This window comes from Alloiococcus sp. CFN-8 (assembly GCF_049943125.1).
Lineage (GTDB): Bacteria > Bacillota > Clostridia > Clostridiales > Clostridiaceae > JAEXZL01.
On the sequence record NZ_CP188040.1, the window covers coordinates 592,446 to 613,106 of the forward strand.

Sequence of the window (20,661 nt, forward strand, 5' to 3'; positions counted from 1 at the left end):
TTGTAAAATACTATTAGAAAAAAATAAAAGACCTAATAAGCTCTAATCCTTTACGATTAAAGCTAATAGGTCTTGCCCTCTTAAGGTAACAATCCAAGTTTATATTAAATTTACGATATGCACTGTAAAGTACAGTAGCTCATCCTCATTCATTTCAAAATTCAGCTTACTCTTTGAATAATCCTTAATTTTTAAAGCACATTCATAGGCATCGGAATAGGCATGCTTGTAATAATTGAATAAATAAGTATTTTTACTTTTTGAAGCTTCCTTTTTAGCTGCCTTCCTCACATAATATCTTATATGGGTAGCTAAACGCCTGAATTTTTCACTTTCTTTATTTAATGCTATCCTGTGGTGTCCCTGAATAATATTTAGTATGTCATTTACTGCTTCAGCTTCTAAAACTGCTAAATTTCTTTCACCCTCGCTATAGGTTACATTGATAAAATGAAGAGTTATAAAGCCGCCCTCATCCTGGCTTAAATTAATATTTAAAGCTTGATTAATAATATCAATGCAGCGAGCAGCAACTTGAAACTCCTTAGTATACAAGGTTTTTAAATCCCAAAGAAGAGGATTTTTTATAGTACTATTTTCATAATATCTTTTAATTGAATAGTATAGATGATCTATCATAGCCAGTCTGCTGGTGCTTAGAAAGGTTACAGCTAACTCCTTGCTGGCATAATTTATAGCATTATTTATAGCTTGAAATATCTCCGGGCTGATATTTTTAAATATTTCTTCATAGCTTCCAGCCTGGATATCCTTATCTAATATAAATTGCTCTTCGATAGCCTCATCAGTAATCAAATCTCCTACTTTCTTCCTAAAAGCAATTCCTGAGCCTGTTACTATCTTTTTTATCCCTTTTGATTCTACTAAAGCTACATTGTTATTATATATTTTCCTGATAGTAAACAATACAAAACCACCTCTCTTTTTGAAACAATTACCACAGAGCTTGTACATTAATTTGAGGTAGCATTCATAAAATATCATTTTATAGAAACTCTTCTAGAGTTTGTATTAGCTAACAATAATTTCAATATATTTTATTTTAAAAATAATTTAACTATTTATATGATAAAATACAAAGACTTAAAAGTCAATACATAGCATTATATGATTAACATTTATAAAATATTAATAATATAATGCTATATTGATTTTTCTAGAAAAAAATGTTATATTCCTTAATGGGTGTATATACACCTGTAAATACATTTTTAAAGGGGATGCTTTTCGTCGTGAGCAATTATAATATTTTAGAATTCTTAAAAAGAAAAAACATAAGCTTTTCAGCGAAACGCTATGGCATAGATGCTATGGGTGCCATGGCCCAAGGCCTATTTGCTTCTCTCCTTATTGGCACCATAATGTCAACCCTAGGAGAACAGCTGAATATTCCTTACTTAGTGACGGTGGGAGGCTTTGCTAAAGCAGTTTCAGGCCCAGCCATGGCAATATCTATAGGATATGCTCTTCAGGCTCCTCAGCTTGTACTTTTTTCACTGGCTGCTGTAGGTAGCGCTGCAAATTCCTTAGGTGGGGCCGGTGGTCCTTTAGCCGTGCTTATAGTTTCAATATTTGCTGCGGAGTTTGGAAAGGCTGTCTCCAAGGAGACAAGGGTAGACATCTTGGTCACACCCTTTGTTACTATTTTTATAGGAGTGCTGCTCTCCAGCTTATGGGCTCCCTCCATAGGCAGTGCAGCCAATGCTGTAGGAAGTGTCATCATGTGGGCCACAGAGCTACAACCCTTCCTTATGGGTATCCTGGTTTCTACAATCGTGGGGATCGCCTTGACCCTCCCCATAAGTAGCGCGGCCATCTGCGCAGCCTTAGGCTTAACCGGCCTCGCTGGTGGTGCTGCCGTTGCTGGCTGCTGTGCTCAAATGGTAGGCTTTGCTTTTATGAGCTATAGAGAAAATAAGATTGGCGGCCTTGTTTCTCAAGGAATAGGTACAAGCATGCTGCAAATGGGTAACATAGTTAAGAACCCTAGGATATGGATACCTCCTACCCTAGTATCAGCTATCACCGGTCCCATAGCTACCTGTATATTTAAGCTTGAGATGAATGGGGCTGCCATCGCTTCTGGCATGGGCACCTGCGGCTTTGTTGGCCAAATAGGTGTGTACACTGGCTGGTTAAATGGTATATCTGCCGGCACCAAAGCATCCATAACCTCTATGGACTGGATAGGTCTAATACTTATAAGCTTTGTTCTTCCAGCTATACTTACACCTATCATAGGAAACCTCTTCAGAAAAATACAATGGATCAAAGAAGGCGATTTAAAATTAGAATAGAAAAAACCTCTCAGTATAGCGAAAAAATGCTGAGAGGTTTTTTAACTTACTTAACTAATAAAGGTCAGCTCAAAGGTAAGCTCCCTCTTTTCCGATGCCTTTAGAAGGAATTCTTCATGAGTCTGGGCTCCCCAGCTATTGTCTCCTCCCACTCCCATCTGCTTATCAGCTATCCTTACTACAGTCTCATAAGCTGTAGGAAGCTCAAAAGCATGGGCTGCATTTTCAATCACATGGGGAGTGTAAGGAAGAGCGTTTAAGCTCTTTTTATCCATATTAATTTCTATACCAATGCCTTCATTATCAGTAATTCTGGCTTTCCTTACCTCTGTGTGATTTCCACACTCCTGAGGTAGTATATAAGGAGTGAAATTATCCTTGACTTTATTTTCATAAACTCCAAGCTTATAGCCTCTGTTTCTATCCCAATAATTTTCCTCCGGCCCCTTACCATACCACCAAAGATTATCATACTCTCCTGGGAGCTTAAACATCACACCAAACTCTGGCATTTCAGGCAGTCCTTCATTCCCCTCTGTGGCCATGGTGATTACCAGTCTTCCATCTCCATACACCTTATACAATACAGTACAAACTTCAATTTCTTCAGCTCCATAAGGGGCTGTATACTTATATATTATTTCTGCATGATCTCCTATATCCTCTGCACTAGTTAGCTGTCCTATGGAATACATGCTTATGATCTTCCATGGACTTAATCTATAGGGCATTCTGTTTCCATAGTCATTTTCTATAGGTGCTCTCCAGAAATTAGGCTTCACTGCATCCAAGATAAACTCTTTACCCATGGCCTCATAAGAAATCATGCCACCTCTGCTCTTAGAAAATAGAGCTAGGAAATCTTTACCCTTTACCCCTATATTAGAATGACCCTCTATCAGCTCAAAAGAGAGCTTTTTCTCTACAGCTTCCTTGTGCACCGCTTCAATAACATACTCTCCAAAGGCTACCTCATGCCCCTTCTCTGCCCATGGATAATCTTCCTTGAGCTTAAGAGAGGCTACTATTGAGAATTCTCTTTTCGTATCTGCTTCTATAAAACCTTCAGGAATAGGGTAAACTCCTTCTTCTCCAGGATTAACTGAAAGGTCAAAGGTTATTCTCTTTACTTCTATTCCTTCTCTATATAGAATTAATTCTCCTAGATATTTGAATGTATTAGTAAATAAGCTTCTATTCTTAAGGACTAACTTATCCTTCGATACCTGCAGTACAAAATCCTGATAATTATATTTCACCTCAGGAAGCTTAGGAGAAGTGGTTCTATCAGCAAAGACTATACCATTCCCACAGAAATCATAGTCAGTAGGTCTGTCCAAGAAATCCCCACCATAAGCTAGATACCTTTCTCCATTGACATTTCTGTGATAGATAGCTTGGTCTATGAAATCCCAAATAAAGCCACCTTGATATAAGGGTTCTTCATAAGCTAGTTCAGTATACTTATAATGAGCTCCCAGGGAATTTCCCATGGCATGAGCATATTCAACGCTTATATATGGTTTATCATTATGCTCCTTTAAGAACCTCCTTATGTCATCCACATGAATATACATCTGAGACTCCATGTCACTGGTATCATTATACCTTCTATCAAAGCATACCCCTTCATAATGAACCAATCTGCTGTCATCAGCTTCCTTAAAGAATTTACTCATCTCATAAAAATTCTTTCCTCCATAGGATTCATTACCACAGGACCAAATCAGTATAGCTGGGTGATTTTTATCCCTTTGAAACATGGAATTTGCTCTATCTAGAATTGCTGGAAGCCACTCCTCTTTACCACCAGGGATTACATTTTCCTCTGTGATCACTCCCGCATAAGCAGCCCAGGTGCCATGAGTTTCAATATTTGCTTCATCAATCATATAAAGTCCATACTCGTCACATAAATCATAAAAATATGATTGATTTGGGTAATGGGAGGTTCTTACAGCATTAATATTATTTTTTTTCATGGTCAGCACATCCCAGAGCATATCCTCCTTGGTAATAGCCCTACCTCTTTCTGCACTGAATTCATGCCTATTAACTCCTTTAAATACAATCCTTTTGCCGTTTAAGTGCATAATATTATTCTTCATTTCAAAGCGCCTGCAGCCAAATTTCTGTATAACCGTTTCTTGATGGTTATTTCCTCTATCTAGAACGCTTATTTTTAAAGTATAAAGATAAGGATCTTCACTACTCCATAGTCTTGGATTATCAAGCTCTATATAAAACCTTCCAGATATAGCTTCCCTCTGAAAATTCTTAATCTCATTTCCCTCTTTATCAAATATGCTGATATGAAATTGTCCTTCATCACCCAACAGCTTTACATTAATTTCCATATTGCACTTAGCAAACTTCTCATCTAATGAAGGCTTAACAAAAATATCTGAAATATGTACCTTAGGAATGCTATAGATATAAACATCTCTAAATATTCCTGAGAATCTCCAAAAATCCTGATCCTCCAGCCAGCTTGCAGCACTCCACTTAAAAACCTGTACGGCAATCTTATTTTTTCCTGCTCTCACTGCATGAGATATCTCAAATTCCGAAGGAGTGAAGGTATCTGTACTATAGCCTATAAATTCCCCGTTTATCCAAAGTGAAAAGGCACTTTCTACCCCCTGGAAGGATATAAACAGTCTCTCCTTAAGCTGTTCTTCATTTAAATCCATATATTTTATATAGCTTGCTACAGGATTAAATTCTTCCGGTGCTCTCCCCTGAGGTACTTGTTCTCGTCCATCCCAAGGATACATTACATTAACATATTGAGGTTTATCGTAGCCCTGTAGCTGAATGTGACCAGGAACCTCTATATCCTCCCATAAGGAACAATCAAAATCCTCCCTCTCAAAGCTTCTTATCCTTGCTTCATAATATGCAGCATAGGAAAACTTCCAGCTTCCATTAAGAGATATTTGAAAATTATCTTTTCCTTCCTCATCCCGAAAATATTTATGATCAGAATGGGCTTCTAATCTATTAATATTAATCTTTTCCGGGTCGTGGAGCCACTTATAATTAAATTCCATTTATACTCCTCCTATTCTAAATAGGTTCTCCCATGATGGGTTAGCCTAATAAAAAACTTTTATTACTGAGCTTGTCCGATAACTTAAGAAAACCTTTTCCTTAAAGCTAATGAACATTTAATGTCATACTAACAACTTATGGTATTTATGTCAATATAACTTAAAGCTTTAAAAGCTGATAATCCCCTTGGACTATCAGCTTTATTATAACTAAAAACTATCCTTCATATTTTCAATTGTAGAAATAACTCCTCCAAAGATTCCATCTAGTAACTCATCAGTAATATTAATTTTCCACTTATCCTCTTCTTTTGTAAGCTCTATATCCACTGTATTAGTAACTAAACTTCTTTCCTCCTGAGACATACTCTCAGTGAAAGCCTCCATAGCCTTTTCGTTCATTTCCTCTTCCTCTAGACCAGAAAAGGCTAAGGTAAACATCTGAAGAAACACCTCTCCCAATACCTCAGACATATCTATATTAGTTATTTCAGCTTGTACTACTGCTGAGGCTTTTTCCTCTTCAAAGGAAAGAATCTTATATTCAAGCTCCTTAAACAATAAAGCAGCCAGCTCCTCTAATTCTTTCATATCTTGAGAATCTAGTCCTTCTAATTCCCCTATTTCCACCTCACCAGCTGCATCCATAAGCTCCTCATAATTTATATACTCAGAGGCCTTTATATAATCTCCTTCCTTTAAGGCAGCTAGGGTGATTTTTACTACCTCATCTGGACTCTTCTCTTTACTACAGCCTGTTATTCCAAAAATCATAAAGACTGAAAGAAATGCAGCAATAAATTTTCTCATTATAATCCTCCTCAATGCATCATAGCTATAGCGTAAAGCTGCCTATTAATTGATATCTTATATTTATTATATATTTTAACACTTTCAGTTTTAGTATAAAATCAGAAAAGACACGGATAGTTTATCCGTGTCTTATAATATATTTGAATGTTATAAGCTAATTCTATACGTTAGCAACATCCTCATTTTTTATGAACAGCATAGTTATGATGAAACCTGCAATATAAGCTATAAGTAAACCTAATAAGAAGTTAATCATCATACCGCCAGTCTTCATAAGGAAGGTTGCAACTACTCCTGATGGACCCCAAGCTGTAGCCATAACCTTAGTAAGCATTACATAAGCTCCACCAAAGCCTGCTCCTAAGCCTGCAGTAACAAAAGGCTTACCTAAAGGAAGTGTAACTCCGTATATAAGTGGCTCACCAACACCTAATATACCAGCTGGAAGGGCACCTACGATAACCTTCTGCATTCTTTCATTTCTAACCTTTCTAGCCTTAAGGAATATAGCAATAGCTGCACCAACTTGTCCAGCACCAGCCATAGCAAGAACTGGGAATAAAGTAACTCCACCTAAGGTTTCAAGCTGGATTGCATATATTGGTATAAGACCATGATGAAGACCTAAAAGTACCATTGGAAGGAATGCAGCTGAAAGTACATATCCAGAAATAACTGATACTATAGCATTATCAGAGTTTATTAGTACTGATAAAGCATCAACAAGCACATCGGATAAGAAGCCAGTAACAGGCATTATTACAAGAACAAGTACCACTGCTACAATTAAAAGAGTAACTAAAGGAGTTACTATTAAATCTAAAACATCTGGCACTATCTTACGAACCTTCTTCTCAACTACAGAAAGAATCCATACACCAACGATAACACCAATGATTCCACCCTTACCAGTAGTTAATATAGCATTAAGTGGATTTTCCGCATTAAGTCCTAATACTGTAGAAATAGTATTGATCTGAGCTCCTATAGTCATAGCTCCAACCATACCACCAAGAGCAGGAGTTGCGCCAAAGCTTCTTGCTGCATTTACACCTGTATATATTGCGAAGTATCCTAAGAAGGCATTTCCTATAAGTGAGAACATTGTTTGAAGGAGGAATATAAATCCTGTTCCTGATGCAATAGCCTCAGGAGCTAACTGTCCTACAAGCTGAGCTAGTCCATTAAATAAACCAGCTGCTATGATAGCAGGTATCATTGGAATGAATATGTCAGCTATCATCTTAAGAGCTCTCTTTACTGGACCTTGCTTCTGTCCAGCCTTCATAGCTTCCTTATTTTCCTTCCAATCGCTTACGGAGCCGCCTTGAACTCCAGCATCAACTATGAATAAATCAGTAACCTTTTTTGCCTTTCCAGGGCCTAATACTACCTGTAGAGTTTCATCCTCTACAACTCCTAAAACGCCTTCAGTAGCCTTAAGCTCCTGCATCTTAACCTTAGATTTATCCTTTAAGGTAATTCTAAGACGAGTCATGCAGTTAACTGCAGCCACTACATTATCCTTACCCCCAACTAACTCGAGGATTCTTTTGGATAATTCTTGATTTGTCATTATAGCACCTCCGGTATTATGAATGTTAAATGATTACATTGTTTGATATAAAATTTCAGTTTTAAACCAAAATTTCTGTATCGTTATTTCAATCTTAACACAAAATTCACTGTTTTCCAATATTAATTTTCATTAATAATAAATATTTTTTTTGAGTAGTGTATAAATAATAAATCTGCAAAATCAAGGTAATTATATGATTCTTTTCTATCTAAATAATAAAAGGACTCTTTGTAATTAAATAATTATTGAATAACTATTATATTCACCACTTTTCTTATAACTTTATAGTTAATATGTATTATAGTTATCATAGATATATAACCCTTATAATAGTCAAACATACTTTTCTCCTACCATTTCTCAAGGAAAACCTTAACTTTTGTAACAGTTTACATGTAAAATATTCCATAAATTAATAAACAAGAAAATATCTAATGTAGATTTATTTTCCATATAAAAATGTGATAGAATGATATATGTAGTTTATACCAGTAAATTTGTGTTAATTGTATATCATAATGTTTGAATTTTACCACAGATAAATAGGTATAATGCTGCGTGGATTGTAAGTTACAAAAGTGGACAAGCAAATTTATTATTCCATTGAACAGGAGGATGTTTATGAGTAGAGTGTACAATTTTTCCGCAGGACCAGCTGTTTTACCTGAGGAAGTATTAAAAGAAGCTGCTGAGGAAATGCTGGACTATAAAGGTTCTGGCATGTCAGTTATGGAAATGAGCCATAGGTCTAAGGTTTATGACACCATAATCAAAGAGGCAGAGCAGGATTTAAGAGATTTAATGAATATACCTGACAATTATAAGGTACTTTTCCTTCAAGGAGGTGCTTCCCAGCAATTTGCAGCTATACCAATGAATCTTATGAAAAATGGTGTTGCTGACTATATAGTTACAGGTCAATGGGCAAAGAAGGCTTATCAAGAAGCTAAAATGTATGGAAAGGCTAATGCAATAGCTTCCAGTGCTGATAAAACCTTCTCATATATTCCTGATTGCAGCGATCTTCCTATAAGTGAAGATGCCGATTATGTTTATATCTGTGAAAACAACACAATATACGGAACAAAATTCCATACCCTACCAAACACCAAGGGTAAAACATTAATATCTGATGTGTCCTCCTGCTTCTTATCTGAACCAATGGATGTATCCAAGTATGGTGTTATATACGGAGGAGTTCAGAAGAACATAGGACCTGCTGGAGTTGTAATCGTAATTATAAGAGAGGATTTAATCACTGAAGAGGTATTACCAGGTACCCCAACAATGCTAAAATACAAAATTCACTCTGATGCTGAATCTCTTTACAACACTCCACCTACTTATGGAATTTATATCTGTGGCAAGGTATTTAAGTGGCTCAAGAAGCTAGGTGGCCTTGAGGCAATGAAGGAAATCAATGAGAAGAAGGCTGCTATATTATATGATTTCTTAGATCAAAGCAAGCTCTTTAAGGGCACAGTACGCAAGGAAGACCGTTCTCTTATGAATGTTCCTTTCATAACTGGAAACGAAGAGCTAGATGCGAAATTTGTAAAGGAAGCAAAGGCTGCAGGCTTTGAAAACCTAAAAGGTCATAGAAGCGTTGGCGGCATGCGTGCAAGCATATACAATGCCATGCCAACTGAGGGAGTCCAGGCTTTAGTAGACTTCATGAAGAAGTTCGAAGAGGACAATCTATAAAATAAATGCATTCCAATAAATCCTGGGGTTATTCCTCAGGATTTACTTATATTTTATTTTTATATTAAACCTATTACCATTGTTTTTTAAATATACTTTCATTAAGGATACATTTTTATTCTATAATTAAGTTAGAAAATTCTATAGTTACGTTAGGAGTAGAACAATGAAAAAATCGACAATTCCTTTGATAATTACTTTAATATTTTCATTTATATTATACTATTCAATTTCACCAGCACTGAATATTCATTCTGGAGAATTATGGTTCATAATAATATCAACAATCATCACCTTTATAATACTTTATGTTTTCTTGCAATTATTATCCTCTTTTAATAAAAAGAATAGAGCTAATAAAAATACTTCAACTGAACTACCAATAAAAATCGCCTTTTTTGCTTTAGGTGGTAGTCTTGTAATCCTATTAGTTGGAATTCTTATAGGAATAAAACCTTTCAGAGCTTCTACCTATGCCTCCCTTGCTCAAGGCAGAATTGAAGATAGGAATTTCTTAAATGATATTAAGGAAGAAGAAATATCAAATATAGCTTTAATGGATACTGCTAGTGCTGAAATTATAGGTAATCGTCAGATGGGTTCCTTAAGTGACCTAGTAAGTCAATTTGAGACCTCTGACTATTCAACTATAACTGTAAATAATAAACCCCTTAAGGCTTCAGCCCTCTCCTATGTAAACTTCTTTCGCTACTTAAGCAATAAAGATATAGGTATACCAGGATACATCCAGGTGAACCCCGTAAGCCAAAAAGCAGAGTACATTAAATTTGAAAAGGGATTAAAATATGTTCCCAGCGCCTTTTTCAGTGAGGATTTAAAGAGACATATCCATAGCAAATATCCCACAGCTATTATCGACAGCTATTATTTTGAGCTAGACGAGGAAGGAAAGCCTCATTACATTTCTCCCTACTATATTTATAGGGCCGGCCTCTTCGGTGCTAAGGATGTAGGCGGTGCAATCATAGTGGATCCTATTACTGGAGATATGGAAAAGTACTCTCTGGAGGATATTCCTGCATGGGTAGACAGGGTATATGATGGTGATTTATTAGCAAAGCAATATGATTGGTATGGAACCTTAAAAAATGGTTATTGGAATTCTTTATTTGCAAAGAAGGGCTCCGTTGTAACCACTGATGATTATGGTTATAAATCTCTAGAAAACGACATATGGGTATTTACCGGTGTAACTTCTGTTTCTTCAGACGAGTCAAATATTGGTTTTGTACTAATGAACAGCCGCACTGGTGCTATTAATTATTATGATATCTATGGTGCTGAAGAATACTCAGCTATGAGCGCTGCAGAAGGTCAGGTACAAAACCTTCGCTATAAAGCCTCCTTCCCTTCAATTATAAATGTTGATGGAGAGCCTGTTTATATAATGGTGCTTAAGGATTCCGGTGGTCTTACAAAAATGTATGCCATAGTTAACCTGCAGGACTACTCACTTGTTGCTACAGGAGACACACAACAGGAGGTCCTAGACAATTATAAGAAAAGGCTCGGAGTGAGCTCTGGCGATAAAGATTCTCTAGAACACTCCATAACCATAACTGTTGACAGCATAAAGTTCGGAAACATTGACGGTAACACCTATGCCTATTTAATTTCAGGAGAGACAGCCTACAGACTCCTTCTTAAAGAAAATGAAGAGGTTGTATTAATTAATCCTGGTGATGAAGTGACATTGCTAACCCAGGATACGGATGTACTTATTAAGCAAGCTATTTTAGATTAAAGTATTCATATAGCTAATCACTTAATATTAAAACATCCACAAAGCAACACCTTAAAATTAAACAACTGTATAGTAACCTGTTTTACAGTAATACATTTAAAGCTTATTAAATTTGAGGCTACCATTTCATAATGATAGTCTCTTTTATCTTTGTTAACTAGTTTTCCTCATATTTTAAAAACTACTATATAGTTATAAATAACAACAAATTATTGCTCTATTCGTTGTATTATTAGCTAATAGTATTTATTCCTTTGTAATGACATTTGTTATATTTACTTAAAGTGATATAATATAATAGTTAAAAATCGGCAAAGAAGGTGAACACTGTGAAAAGAATATTTTCCTATCTACGCCCCTATTCCTTAGGGATAGCTCTGGGGCTGAGTATAAAATTTTTTGGTACTATTATGGATTTAGTACTTCCTTGGATACTTTCCTATATGATAGACTCTGTTGTTCCATTGCGCAGTGTCCCTAAAATACTCCTCTGGGGCGGTATTATGCTGCTAGCGTCCATAACAGCACTGGTAGCTAACATCATAGCAAATAGAATGGCTGCGTCAGTGACAAGAGATACTCTACGAAGGATACGTCACGATCTCTTTGAAAAGATAACTTCCCTATCAAGCAAGCAAATTGATGAAATTTCCATCCCTTCCTTGGTCAGCCGTCTTACCTCCGATACCTATAACATCCATCAGCTCATAGGTATGATGCAGAGGATAGGGATTAGAGCACCTATTCTACTCTTAGGAGGAATCATCATCACCCTTACTCTGGATCCCGTGCTTACCTTAGTTTTATTAAGCATCATCCCTTTTATAACTATTGCTGTGTACATAATATCTAAGAGAGGTATTCCTCTGTATACAAGACTTCAGAAGTCAGTGGATTCCATGGTAAGAGTAGTGAGAGAAAACATAACTGGCATTAGAGTTATAAAAGCTCTATCAAAGACCGATTATGAAAAAGCCCGCTTTCATAAGGCTAATGAAGAAGTGGTAGATAGCGAAAAAAGAGCCGGCATAAATATGGCTACCTCCAGCCCATTGATGAATCTATTTCTCAATGTAGGCCTTGTACTAGTAATTATCACCGGAGCCTATAGAGTTAATAATGGTTTATCCACCCCTGGAAAAATAATAGCTTTTCTCTCCTATTTCACGATAATTCTAAATGCTATGCTCATAATTACAAGAATCTTTGTGGTTATGTCTAAAGGCTTTGCCTCGGGTAATAGAATAACTGAAATATTAGAACTAAAAGAGGATATGAATATAGAAGAAATACCAAAAGTTCAGGAGGACTATCATATCGTTTTTGATGGTGTATCCTTTTCCTACAATAATAACGAGGACAACCTTACTGACATTAATTTTAAAATTAAAAAAGGAGAAACCCTTGGTATAATCGGACCTACAGGAAGCGGTAAAACTACAATCATTCAACTGCTCATGAGATTTTATGATGTAAATAAAGGCTCAATTAGAATAAATGGCAGGGATATAAGAAGCATTCCCTGGGAAATACTTCACACCATGTTCGGGGTTGTTCTGCAAAATGATATTTTATTCAGAGACACCATAGGAGAAAATATATCCTTTGGAAGAAACCTAACAGAAGAACAGCTGAAAGATAGCATAAAACATGCTCAGGCAGAGGAATTCATAAGCTCCATAGATGAAGGCTTTAATTATAGGGTAGCCTCAAAGGGTGCTAACCTCAGCGGAGGACAAAAACAGAGGCTATTAATAGCTAGAGCCCTGGCAAATTCACCAGAAATATTAATTCTTGATGATTCCTCCAGTGCCTTGGATTACAAAACCGATGCTTCCTTAAGAGCTAGTCTTAGAGACAATTTTAAGGAAACTACCTCTATTATAATAGCCCAAAGAGTAAGCTCAATTATGCATGCAGACCATATTATCGTTCTGGAGGATGGAAATATCCTTGCTTCAGGAACGCATGAGGAGCTTATGTCCTCTAGTGACATCTATAAAGAAATAAGCCGTATGCAGCTGGGAGGTGAAATAAATGGCTAAATTACATTCACAAACCTCTGGAGTGCAGGAACCCGTAAAAATAAACAAAAAGAAAATACTATTTAGACTGTGGAACTACCTTTATGAGTACAAGCTTCTGCTTTTTACGGCGGTATTCTTAACCATAATAAGTAATCTACTTGCCCTTGTGAGCCCCAGGCTTTCTGGACTGGCAGTGGATGCTATGGTCTTAGGAGAAGGAAAGGTTGATTTTGAAAGAGTGTTTTATTACTCAGCACTAATGATAGCCTTTTATCTACTATCCTCAATTCTCTCCTATGTTTTGGCCAGGTTAATGATTAGTCTTACCCAGAAGGTAGTATATCGCATGCGACAGGAGGTATTTCAGAAGCTTTTAGATTTGCCCGTTGGTTTTTTTGATCAAAACCAAACCGGTGATATCATCAGCAGAATTTCCTATGATATAGATGTTCTCAATACCTCACTATCTTCAGATTTAATACAGATTGCTACCAGCCTTATTACAGTTATAGGCTCCTTTATAATGATGATAACCATATCCTCACAGCTGGTTATAGTGTTTCTTTTTACAATCCCTATTTCAATTATTTTCACCAGCTATATGAGCCGTAAGGTACGCCCACTCTTTCGCCGACGCTCCAGAAAGCTTGGAGAACTAAATGGCTATGTGGAAGAAAATGTTTCTGGTCAAAAAACAATCAAAGCCTACCATCAGGAGAAAACCATGATAAACCGCTTTGATAGCTTTAACGAGGCTGCAGTACAGGCTTATTATCAATCAGATTATTATGGTACCATGGTAGGTCCTTCTGTAAATCTGATAAATAACTTATCTCTTTCCCTAGTGAGCGTTCTGGGAGCCCTGTTATATCTCTGGAATAGCATTACCATAGGAGATTTATCCGCCTTTGTACTCTATTCTCGAAAATTCTCAGGTCCCATTAACGAGATTGCCAATATAATCAGTGAGCTTCAATCCTCCATGGCCGCTGCTGAAAGAATCTTCCGGTTATTAGATGAGGAATCAGAACCCATGGACCTTCCAGGCGCGGAGGATATTACAGATGTAGAAGGAAAGATTGATCTCGATCATGTTGATTTTGGCTATACCCCAGAAAAAATCATCATTAAGGACTTAAATATAAAAGCCGATCCTGGAAAGCTTGTTGCTATAGTTGGTCCTACTGGTGCTGGAAAAACTACCATAATTAACCTTTTAATGCGCTTTTATGATCCTAATAATGGCGAAATAAGAGTAGATGATACCCCTATAATGAATATCACCAGAAAAAGCTTAAGGAGAGCCTACACTATGGTTCTACAGGATACCTGGCTATTTAACGGTACTATATTTGAAAACATAGCCTATGGCAAACAGAATGCCACCATGGAGGAGGTAGTTGAGGCAGCAAAAATTCATTCCTTCATAACTAGGCTTCCTCAGGGATACAACACTCTCCTCAATGAAGATGGAGTAAATATATCCAAAGGTCAAAAACAGCTATTAACCATAGCTAGAGCCATGCTTATCGAATCAAATATGCTCATATTAGATGAGGCTACCTCCAATGTAGATACCAGAACAGAAATGCAAATTCAGGCAGCCATGTATAAGCTAATGCAAGGCAAAACCTGTTTTGTCATAGCACACAGACTTTCAACAATCCAACATGCTGATATCATATTGGTAGTTAAGGATGGTAATGTTATCGAACAAGGAAAGCATCAAGAACTACTAGACAAAGAAGGCTTCTACTACAAGCTATACAACTCACAATTCCAATAACCTTGTCCATGCGAACACTTTCTCACTTCTATGGTGCCATCCACCTGACTTAATTATGTATAATACTTCAGAAATCGCACTATACTAACATAGAAGTATATTAGTAGGCACAAATATTTTAAAACAATAATAATTTTGTTATAATATATAACTAAGAAGCTTATACTATGTAGCAATTTATAATTCGGAGGATATGAGATGGATAATTCTAATTCTAATAGACGTAGAAAAAGAAAGCTTAAGAAGAAAAATAAGCTCAAGAGATTTCTTTTATTATTGTTTTTTATTATTGTTTTCGTTATTGGCTTTGGGGCTATATATGTCTATAATATTTTAGGAAATATAAACAATGAAAGCTTATCACAGTCTAATGAGGATCTAGGAATAAGTTCTGATTTTCATGGAGAAAAGGGTATAACAAACATCCTGCTCTTAGGTATTGATAGCAGAAGTGATGATTATACAGGACGTTCTGATGCTATGCTTATACTCACCGTTGATAGGAAGCATGATAAGCTGAAGCTAACCTCTCTAATGAGGGATTCCTATGTGGATATTGAAGGTCATGGCAGTGATAAGCTCACCCACGCCTATGCCTTTGGAGGAGCTCCCTTAGCTGTAAAAACTGTAAATCAAAATTTCAATCTTGATATAAAGGATTATGTAGTTGTTGACTTTGCTGGACTTGAGGCAATGATTGATGCAATAGGAGGCATAACTCTTACCATTACTGATGAGGAGCTACCTTCACTGAACAACAGCATTAAAGAGCAGTCTAAGCTAAGAGGGGTGGAGCCTAAATATATCAATTCCCCAGGAACCTATGAGGTTAATGGTATTCAAGGGGTAGCCTATGCTCGTATAAGAAAAGCCACTGGTGGAGACTTTAAAAGAACAGAAAGACAAAGAATAGTGCTGGAGGCCATGTTTCAAAAGGTAAAAAGCTCGGGAATACTGAAGCTGCCTTCTATGGTAAATGAGCTATTACCTCATGTAAGAACCAGCTTAAGCACTAGCTCCATCATTAAGCTAGGAAGCAGTGCTCTTATATCTGATATAGGAAATATTGAGCAGCAGCGCTTCCCATTAGATGACTATTCTTGGGGAGGCTATATAGGAAGTGGTTGGTATCTTCAATTTAACAAAGCCATCACACAGGAGCAGATTTATAATTATATATATAAAGATATAGCACCAGAATAACAAAGAGCAGGGTAAATCTCCCTGCTCTTTGTTTATTTATTTGTCATATTGTATAGCGGACCTTATCTCTTCTGCTTTTTCTGGGCTTACCAAAAGCCTCACTAGCTCCAATCCCAGGTCAAGGGCATAGCCTAAGCCTCTACCGGTGGAAATGGTTCCATGGGTTATTACACCCTTTTTAGTGTAGATAGCTCCTCCTAGCTTTCCTTCAACACTAGGATGACTGGTTGCCTCTACCTCATCAAGTATCCCTAAGCCTCCTAATACACTAGGAGCGGCACATATAGCTGCAAGCCTCTTATTTTCCTTATGAAATTTCAGCAAAAGCTCCTGCAGCCCATTATGTTCCATTAGTCTTTGAGTTCCTGGCATTCCTCCTGGAAGAAACAAAACCTCCGTCTTGGAAAAATCCCCATTATCAAAAACAACATCTGCTTTTATGGTTATATCATGAGAGCCTGTTACCTCCAGCTTATCTGTCATGGAAACAAGAAGAACCTCTACCTCTGCCCGTCTTAATATATCTACCACCGCAAGGCACTCTACTTCCTCCATACCATCAGCCATAAATGCAGCTACCTGAGTCATAATAATCCCTCCTTTAATTAATTATTTTTTACTCTTCAAGAATATATCTATTACCAAAGAGTATATCATATTGAATAAGCTTATAGTTTTTTAATATTTCACTATCCTCTTTAATATCTTTTTTATTCTTAGGGCTGAGCACAGGATATTCCTCTATTAGCTCAGGATATATAGAAAAATACAAAGGCATTTCTACTTTTGCCTCCTTCAGTATATCGTAAGCTAGATAAAAGGCTGAAACAGGTTTATCAAAGGTATTAAGCTCCTTATAACTAGACCATTTAGCTAGCTGAGTGTTAAATAGCTTTAACTCTTCAGTGTTTTCCGCTGTAATCCCCTTTTCCAAATAACCTGTCTTATAATAAATCTCATATATGTCTTTGGGATAGCCAAGCCTAGGAAGATGATCCCCAAAATAATATACTATTGTGGGCTTACCTGACTTTTCGATACCCTCTATTAATTTTCCATAAGCCCTGTCGGCATCATATACTCCTTGGGCAAAGGACTCTAAAATTTCCTTATCCATTTCATCTAGAAGAGTAGACTGAACTTTTACATCAGTGCCCTCCTGATACTTTTCATAGTAGGAATCATGATTTTGAATAGTTACTGCAAAGATGAATTGAGGCTCCTCACTGCTCTTTAGCTCACTTAGAATCTTATCTGTTAAAGCATTATCCGATACCTGATTTCCTTTCCTTTCAGCATCTTTAAAGCCCTTAATATCTATAAATTCATCAAAGCCCATATATAAATAAGCATTATCACGATTATAAAAATCTTCTGTATTAGGGTGGATTGCCGTGGTCTTATAGCCATTTTCTTTAAATATCTCTGCAATGCTGTGGGTAGCCCTATTTACATATATATTATAAGCTATAATACCCTCTGCCATATCGTAGGTAGAGAGCCCTGTAAGAGCCTCAAATTCACTATTGGCAGTCCCCCCTCCAAAGACAGGAACTATAATTTCTCCCGCTATATTTTTCCTGAAATTTTCTGTCAAATCCTCTGAGTATTCTACCCCCTGAAGCACTCCTGGATCCCAGAAGGTTTCAGACATAATAACCACTACATTGGGTTTCTCCTCTTCCTCTTCGTAAAAATCCTCTTCTTTAGCCTTAAGCTCCAGAAGCTTGTTCTTGACTTCCTTTATAGTCTCAGATTCATAATTCTCAGGCTTTCTGCTTATGTAAGAATCCATATCTGTAAAGTAATAATAGTTTTGAGCGAAGAACCCATTGCTTATGAGCTCCTCCTTACTTACTCTCAAGGATTCAGATATACCTGCCGACCTTGCCACTTCTTCTTTTTCTAAAGCACTGACCATGCCTATGAGAAATACTAAAGCAAATGGGATAAGTACCAGAGATGGAGAAATCTTAAATCTTCTCTTTATAGAATGTCTTTTTTTAAATATAAGAGCCCCTATAACCCCAACAGCTATTATAAGTCCTATAACCATAGGTAAGTTTATGTATTGAGGCGAAACAATTAAAGCATCCTCAAGCATGTATATATCCCATGGATAAAAGGGCTGACTTAAAAATATCAATTTAATTATATTAGCAATAAAAAGAATTCCTGATATTATACCTACCAGAGTTATTCCCCAAGTAATTCCCAAAAAGGAACTAGCAACAAAATAAATAGAATAAATAAACATAAAATTAAAAATAACATAAGGATGTGTGATGCTTTCTTTAACTTCTATCAAATTCCCCTTAAGAATCAATTCGCTTAATAAAACTAATAGAAAGATAAAGGTGCATCTCTTAAAAAAATCATAGGATTCATTAATTATCCTGCTAATACTTACCCTTTTCGAAGAACATAGCAGTAGAGAAATATTTATGACTAAAAAATTTACAAGAAATATGGCTAGTGACATATACACTGCCGTTTCTCCCAAATCCATCTGAGAGTTTAAGGTTAAAAGAGCAACCAGCTCCTCCATTTCTCCAATGAAGCCTATAAGCCTAAGCAACATAAAAATAGAAATAACAATGTTTAGACATAGGAGAATTGTCTCCCTTATCCCCTTCCTCTCAGCCACTCCTTCAGAGCTTATAACTCCTGCCAAATACACAGGATAAAGAGCAATAAAATGTAAAGGTAGCGGAAGCTTATAAATCGCCCCAAGAAAAACCATGCTAAAGCTTATGGTTACACTAAATAAAAAAGCCTTATTAATCCTTAAGATCCAAGGAGTTACATAGCTCCATAAAATCAAAGCAAGGCATATTATATTGAATAAAAATATCTTTTCACTGAAAGTAATAATAAATATTACTACATTTACTATTAGAAATAACGAGCTTATCTTTCTGTTAAAGGAGATACCTTTTCTACCAGCAAAAAATAAAGCAATTGAAATAAGTATTATATTAAGTATCTCTGCTCTTGAGCCTATTAAATCTAAAATAAAAGCTATTAATAAGAGCAGATAAACTAAACTCTCATTATTCCGCTTATATCTATAATCTTTAATCATATATATTCCTCATATTTTCTTATTTTTCCTTCACTAAGTATTATATAATAATACCAAAAAAATACTTATATAATATTACAATGTTTTTACGAATATTTAAACTTCTTAATTTAAAGCTATTATTTTCTTTGAGCTTTACATCAATCCTTATGATATCGAAAACTAATTTGAAAGTAATTTTAGTCACTATAATAAAAAGCACCCATAAGGTTAGCCTTTGGGTGCTATATAATAATTATCACATTTCTCTAGCTTTTTAATAATCTTTTAAAGCCCATTTCCCAGGAGATTCCTTTAAGGTTATTAATAAATTTATAAAAACCTGCTCTATAGCTTCTGCTAGAAAACATCAGTATAGTAGCTGCAGAGAGGAGTATAAGAAAGCTCACCTCAAAGGGTAGACTGCTTCCACCAAAATAACTGTTTAAGCTTCCCGTAAGCTTAACCACATAGGTATGACTTAAATAAAGTGGAAGGGTATCTCTCCCTATACTGCTTATAAAGCTTTCACTCTCTGAAACAACAGCTAAAATCAATACTCCTATGCCTAAGGCTAGTGGTATGGCTAATAGATAAACTGATAAGCCTAAAGCTATGGATGGAAAGCTTTGAATTGACAGCTGATGCATCATAACCTCCTTGCTTAAAGTAAAATCTAATATTCCAAAGCTTAGAAATACATAAGTTGCTACAAACATTAAGGCCAAAATTGCAAAAGCTAAGGAAGCTTTTATTTTTTTAATCCTTTCTATAGCATTTTCGTTACAGTAATATCCCAATAGGAAATATATATGGAAACCAACCACCCTTTCCAGTCCAAGAATAATCTCAGATGGACTAGAAATCAACATTATCAAAGCAGAAAGAAGAGCAGATATTAAGATAGCACCTTTAATTTTAATAAAGCTCTTCAGTGTTACTCTCCATAGAAAAAGCGCCACAACATACCAAAGACTATAGCCAGGCATAAATATATTTCTTATATAATAATCATCACCATAAACTACTAAGTTAAATATAGCCCAAGAGGCTTCTGCTATAACATATATAATTAGAAGATCCTCCAGCGCACTTTTTTTGCTTTTGTGCACATTCTTAGAAAAGTAACCAGAAACAAAGGCAAATAGCGGCATATGAAAGGAGTATATAAAGAGTATGGTACTTTGAAGCATCACGCTCTCCTTAACATTTCCCTTACCTAAGAAGTGGGCCAGCACCACTAATATTATAAGAACTCCCTTCAGGTTATCGAAGTATGGTTCTCTCCTACTTCTTAAAGCATTATTCATCCTAAGTAAACCTCCTTTATATCTTAAACCGTATGATAT

The 20,661-nt window shown here is 36.1% G+C and carries 13 protein-coding genes; 6 read left to right on the forward strand and 7 right to left on the reverse strand.

Features of this window, described 5'->3' with window-relative positions:
• Positions 1-99 precede the first annotated feature (99 nt).
• Complete coding sequence (locus ACPWSR_RS02720; protein ID WP_426350165.1) at positions 100-927, reverse strand: PRD domain-containing protein; 828 nt, start codon at positions 925-927, stop codon at positions 100-102.
• Between the two features lie 326 nt (positions 928-1,253).
• Here ACPWSR_RS02720 and ACPWSR_RS02725 point away from each other — a divergent pair, with 326 nt between their 5' ends.
• Positions 1,254-2,318, forward strand: a complete 1,065-nt coding sequence (locus tag ACPWSR_RS02725) for a PTS transporter subunit IIC (RefSeq protein ID WP_426350166.1) — start codon at positions 1,254-1,256, stop codon at positions 2,316-2,318.
• Between the two features lie 50 nt (positions 2,319-2,368).
• Here ACPWSR_RS02725 and ACPWSR_RS02730 read toward each other — a convergent pair whose 3' ends face one another.
• The 3 genes from ACPWSR_RS02730 to ACPWSR_RS02740 all read right to left on the reverse strand — a co-directional run bounded on the left by ACPWSR_RS02730 (position 2,369) and on the right by ACPWSR_RS02740 (position 7,760).
• On the reverse strand, positions 2,369-5,371 hold the full coding sequence (locus tag ACPWSR_RS02730; protein ID WP_426350167.1) for a glycoside hydrolase family 2 TIM barrel-domain containing protein: 3,003 nt from the start codon (positions 5,369-5,371) through the stop codon (positions 2,369-2,371).
• Positions 5,372-5,581: 210 nt separating this feature from the next.
• Complete coding sequence (locus tag ACPWSR_RS02735; protein ID WP_426350168.1) at positions 5,582-6,181, reverse strand: DUF5105 domain-containing protein; 600 nt, start codon at positions 6,179-6,181, stop codon at positions 5,582-5,584.
• Positions 6,182-6,344: 163 nt separating this feature from the next.
• Positions 6,345-7,760, reverse strand: coding sequence for a PTS transporter subunit EIIC (locus ACPWSR_RS02740; protein ID WP_426350169.1), 1,416 nt, complete (start codon positions 7,758-7,760; stop codon positions 6,345-6,347).
• Between the two features lie 624 nt (positions 7,761-8,384).
• On the opposite strand from ACPWSR_RS02740, the gene serC reads away from it, so the two are divergent.
• From serC to ACPWSR_RS02765, 5 genes are all read left to right on the forward strand, one after another.
• Positions 8,385-9,467, forward strand: coding sequence for a 3-phosphoserine/phosphohydroxythreonine transaminase (serC, locus tag ACPWSR_RS02745; RefSeq protein ID WP_426350170.1), 1,083 nt, complete (start codon positions 8,385-8,387; stop codon positions 9,465-9,467).
• 166 nt (positions 9,468-9,633) lie between these two features.
• Entirely contained in the window at positions 9,634-11,232 is a 1,599-nt protein-coding gene (locus ACPWSR_RS02750; RefSeq protein ID WP_426350171.1) for a hypothetical protein, read from the forward strand.
• A gap of 329 nt (positions 11,233-11,561) precedes the next feature.
• The gene (locus ACPWSR_RS02755) at positions 11,562-13,277 is read left to right on the forward strand and encodes an ABC transporter ATP-binding protein (RefSeq protein ID WP_426350172.1); all 1,716 of its coding nucleotides are present in this window, start codon (positions 11,562-11,564) and stop codon (positions 13,275-13,277) included.
• Positions 13,270-15,045 carry an ABC transporter ATP-binding protein gene (locus tag ACPWSR_RS02760; RefSeq protein WP_426350173.1) on the forward strand — a complete coding sequence of 592 codons (1,776 nt, stop codon included), beginning with the start codon at positions 13,270-13,272 and terminating at the stop codon, positions 15,043-15,045. The genes ACPWSR_RS02755 and ACPWSR_RS02760 overlap by 8 nt, the downstream gene beginning before the upstream one ends.
• Before the next feature lie 198 nt (positions 15,046-15,243).
• Positions 15,244-16,248 carry an LCP family protein gene (locus ACPWSR_RS02765; RefSeq protein ID WP_426350174.1) on the forward strand — a complete coding sequence of 335 codons (1,005 nt, stop codon included), beginning with the start codon at positions 15,244-15,246 and terminating at the stop codon, positions 16,246-16,248.
• Between the two features lie 36 nt (positions 16,249-16,284).
• Here the strand turns inward: ACPWSR_RS02765 and ACPWSR_RS02770 are convergent, their stop codons facing one another.
• From ACPWSR_RS02770 to ACPWSR_RS02780, 3 genes are all read right to left on the reverse strand, one after another.
• Positions 16,285-16,836 (reverse strand): DJ-1 family glyoxalase III, encoded by a 552-nt coding sequence (locus ACPWSR_RS02770; protein ID WP_426350175.1) that lies wholly within the window; start codon positions 16,834-16,836, stop codon positions 16,285-16,287.
• 28 nt (positions 16,837-16,864) lie between these two features.
• On the reverse strand, positions 16,865-19,333 hold the full coding sequence (locus tag ACPWSR_RS02775) for an LTA synthase family protein (protein WP_426350176.1): 2,469 nt from the start codon (positions 19,331-19,333) through the stop codon (positions 16,865-16,867).
• 248 nt (positions 19,334-19,581) lie between these two features.
• On the reverse strand, positions 19,582-20,622 hold the full coding sequence (locus ACPWSR_RS02780) for an acyltransferase family protein (RefSeq protein ID WP_426350177.1): 1,041 nt from the start codon (positions 20,620-20,622) through the stop codon (positions 19,582-19,584).
• Positions 20,623-20,661: the final 39 nt, after the last annotated feature.

Excerpts from the sequence above, each read along its gene's own strand:
- ACPWSR_RS02770 (WP_426350175.1), bottom strand. The coding sequence starts at position 16,836 with ATGACTCAGGTAGCTGCATTTATGGCTGATGGTATGGAGGAAGTAGAG.
- ACPWSR_RS02735 (WP_426350168.1), bottom strand. The coding sequence starts at position 6,181 with ATGAGAAAATTTATTGCTGCATTTCTTTCAGTCTTTATGATTTTTGGA.
- ACPWSR_RS02730 (WP_426350167.1), bottom strand. The coding sequence starts at position 5,371 with ATGGAATTTAATTATAAGTGGCTCCACGACCCGGAAAAGATTAATATT.
- ACPWSR_RS02775 (WP_426350176.1), bottom strand. The coding sequence starts at position 19,333 with ATGATTAAAGATTATAGATATAAGCGGAATAATGAGAGTTTAGTTTAT.
- serC (WP_426350170.1), top strand. The coding sequence starts at position 8,385 with ATGAGTAGAGTGTACAATTTTTCCGCAGGACCAGCTGTTTTACCTGAG.
- ACPWSR_RS02750 (WP_426350171.1), top strand. The coding sequence starts at position 9,634 with ATGAAAAAATCGACAATTCCTTTGATAATTACTTTAATATTTTCATTT.
- ACPWSR_RS02780 (WP_426350177.1), bottom strand. The coding sequence starts at position 20,622 with ATGAATAATGCTTTAAGAAGTAGGAGAGAACCATACTTCGATAACCTG.
- ACPWSR_RS02765 (WP_426350174.1), top strand. The coding sequence starts at position 15,244 with ATGGATAATTCTAATTCTAATAGACGTAGAAAAAGAAAGCTTAAGAAG.
- ACPWSR_RS02760 (WP_426350173.1), top strand. The coding sequence starts at position 13,270 with ATGGCTAAATTACATTCACAAACCTCTGGAGTGCAGGAACCCGTAAAA.
- ACPWSR_RS02740 (WP_426350169.1), bottom strand. The coding sequence starts at position 7,760 with ATGACAAATCAAGAATTATCCAAAAGAATCCTCGAGTTAGTTGGGGGT.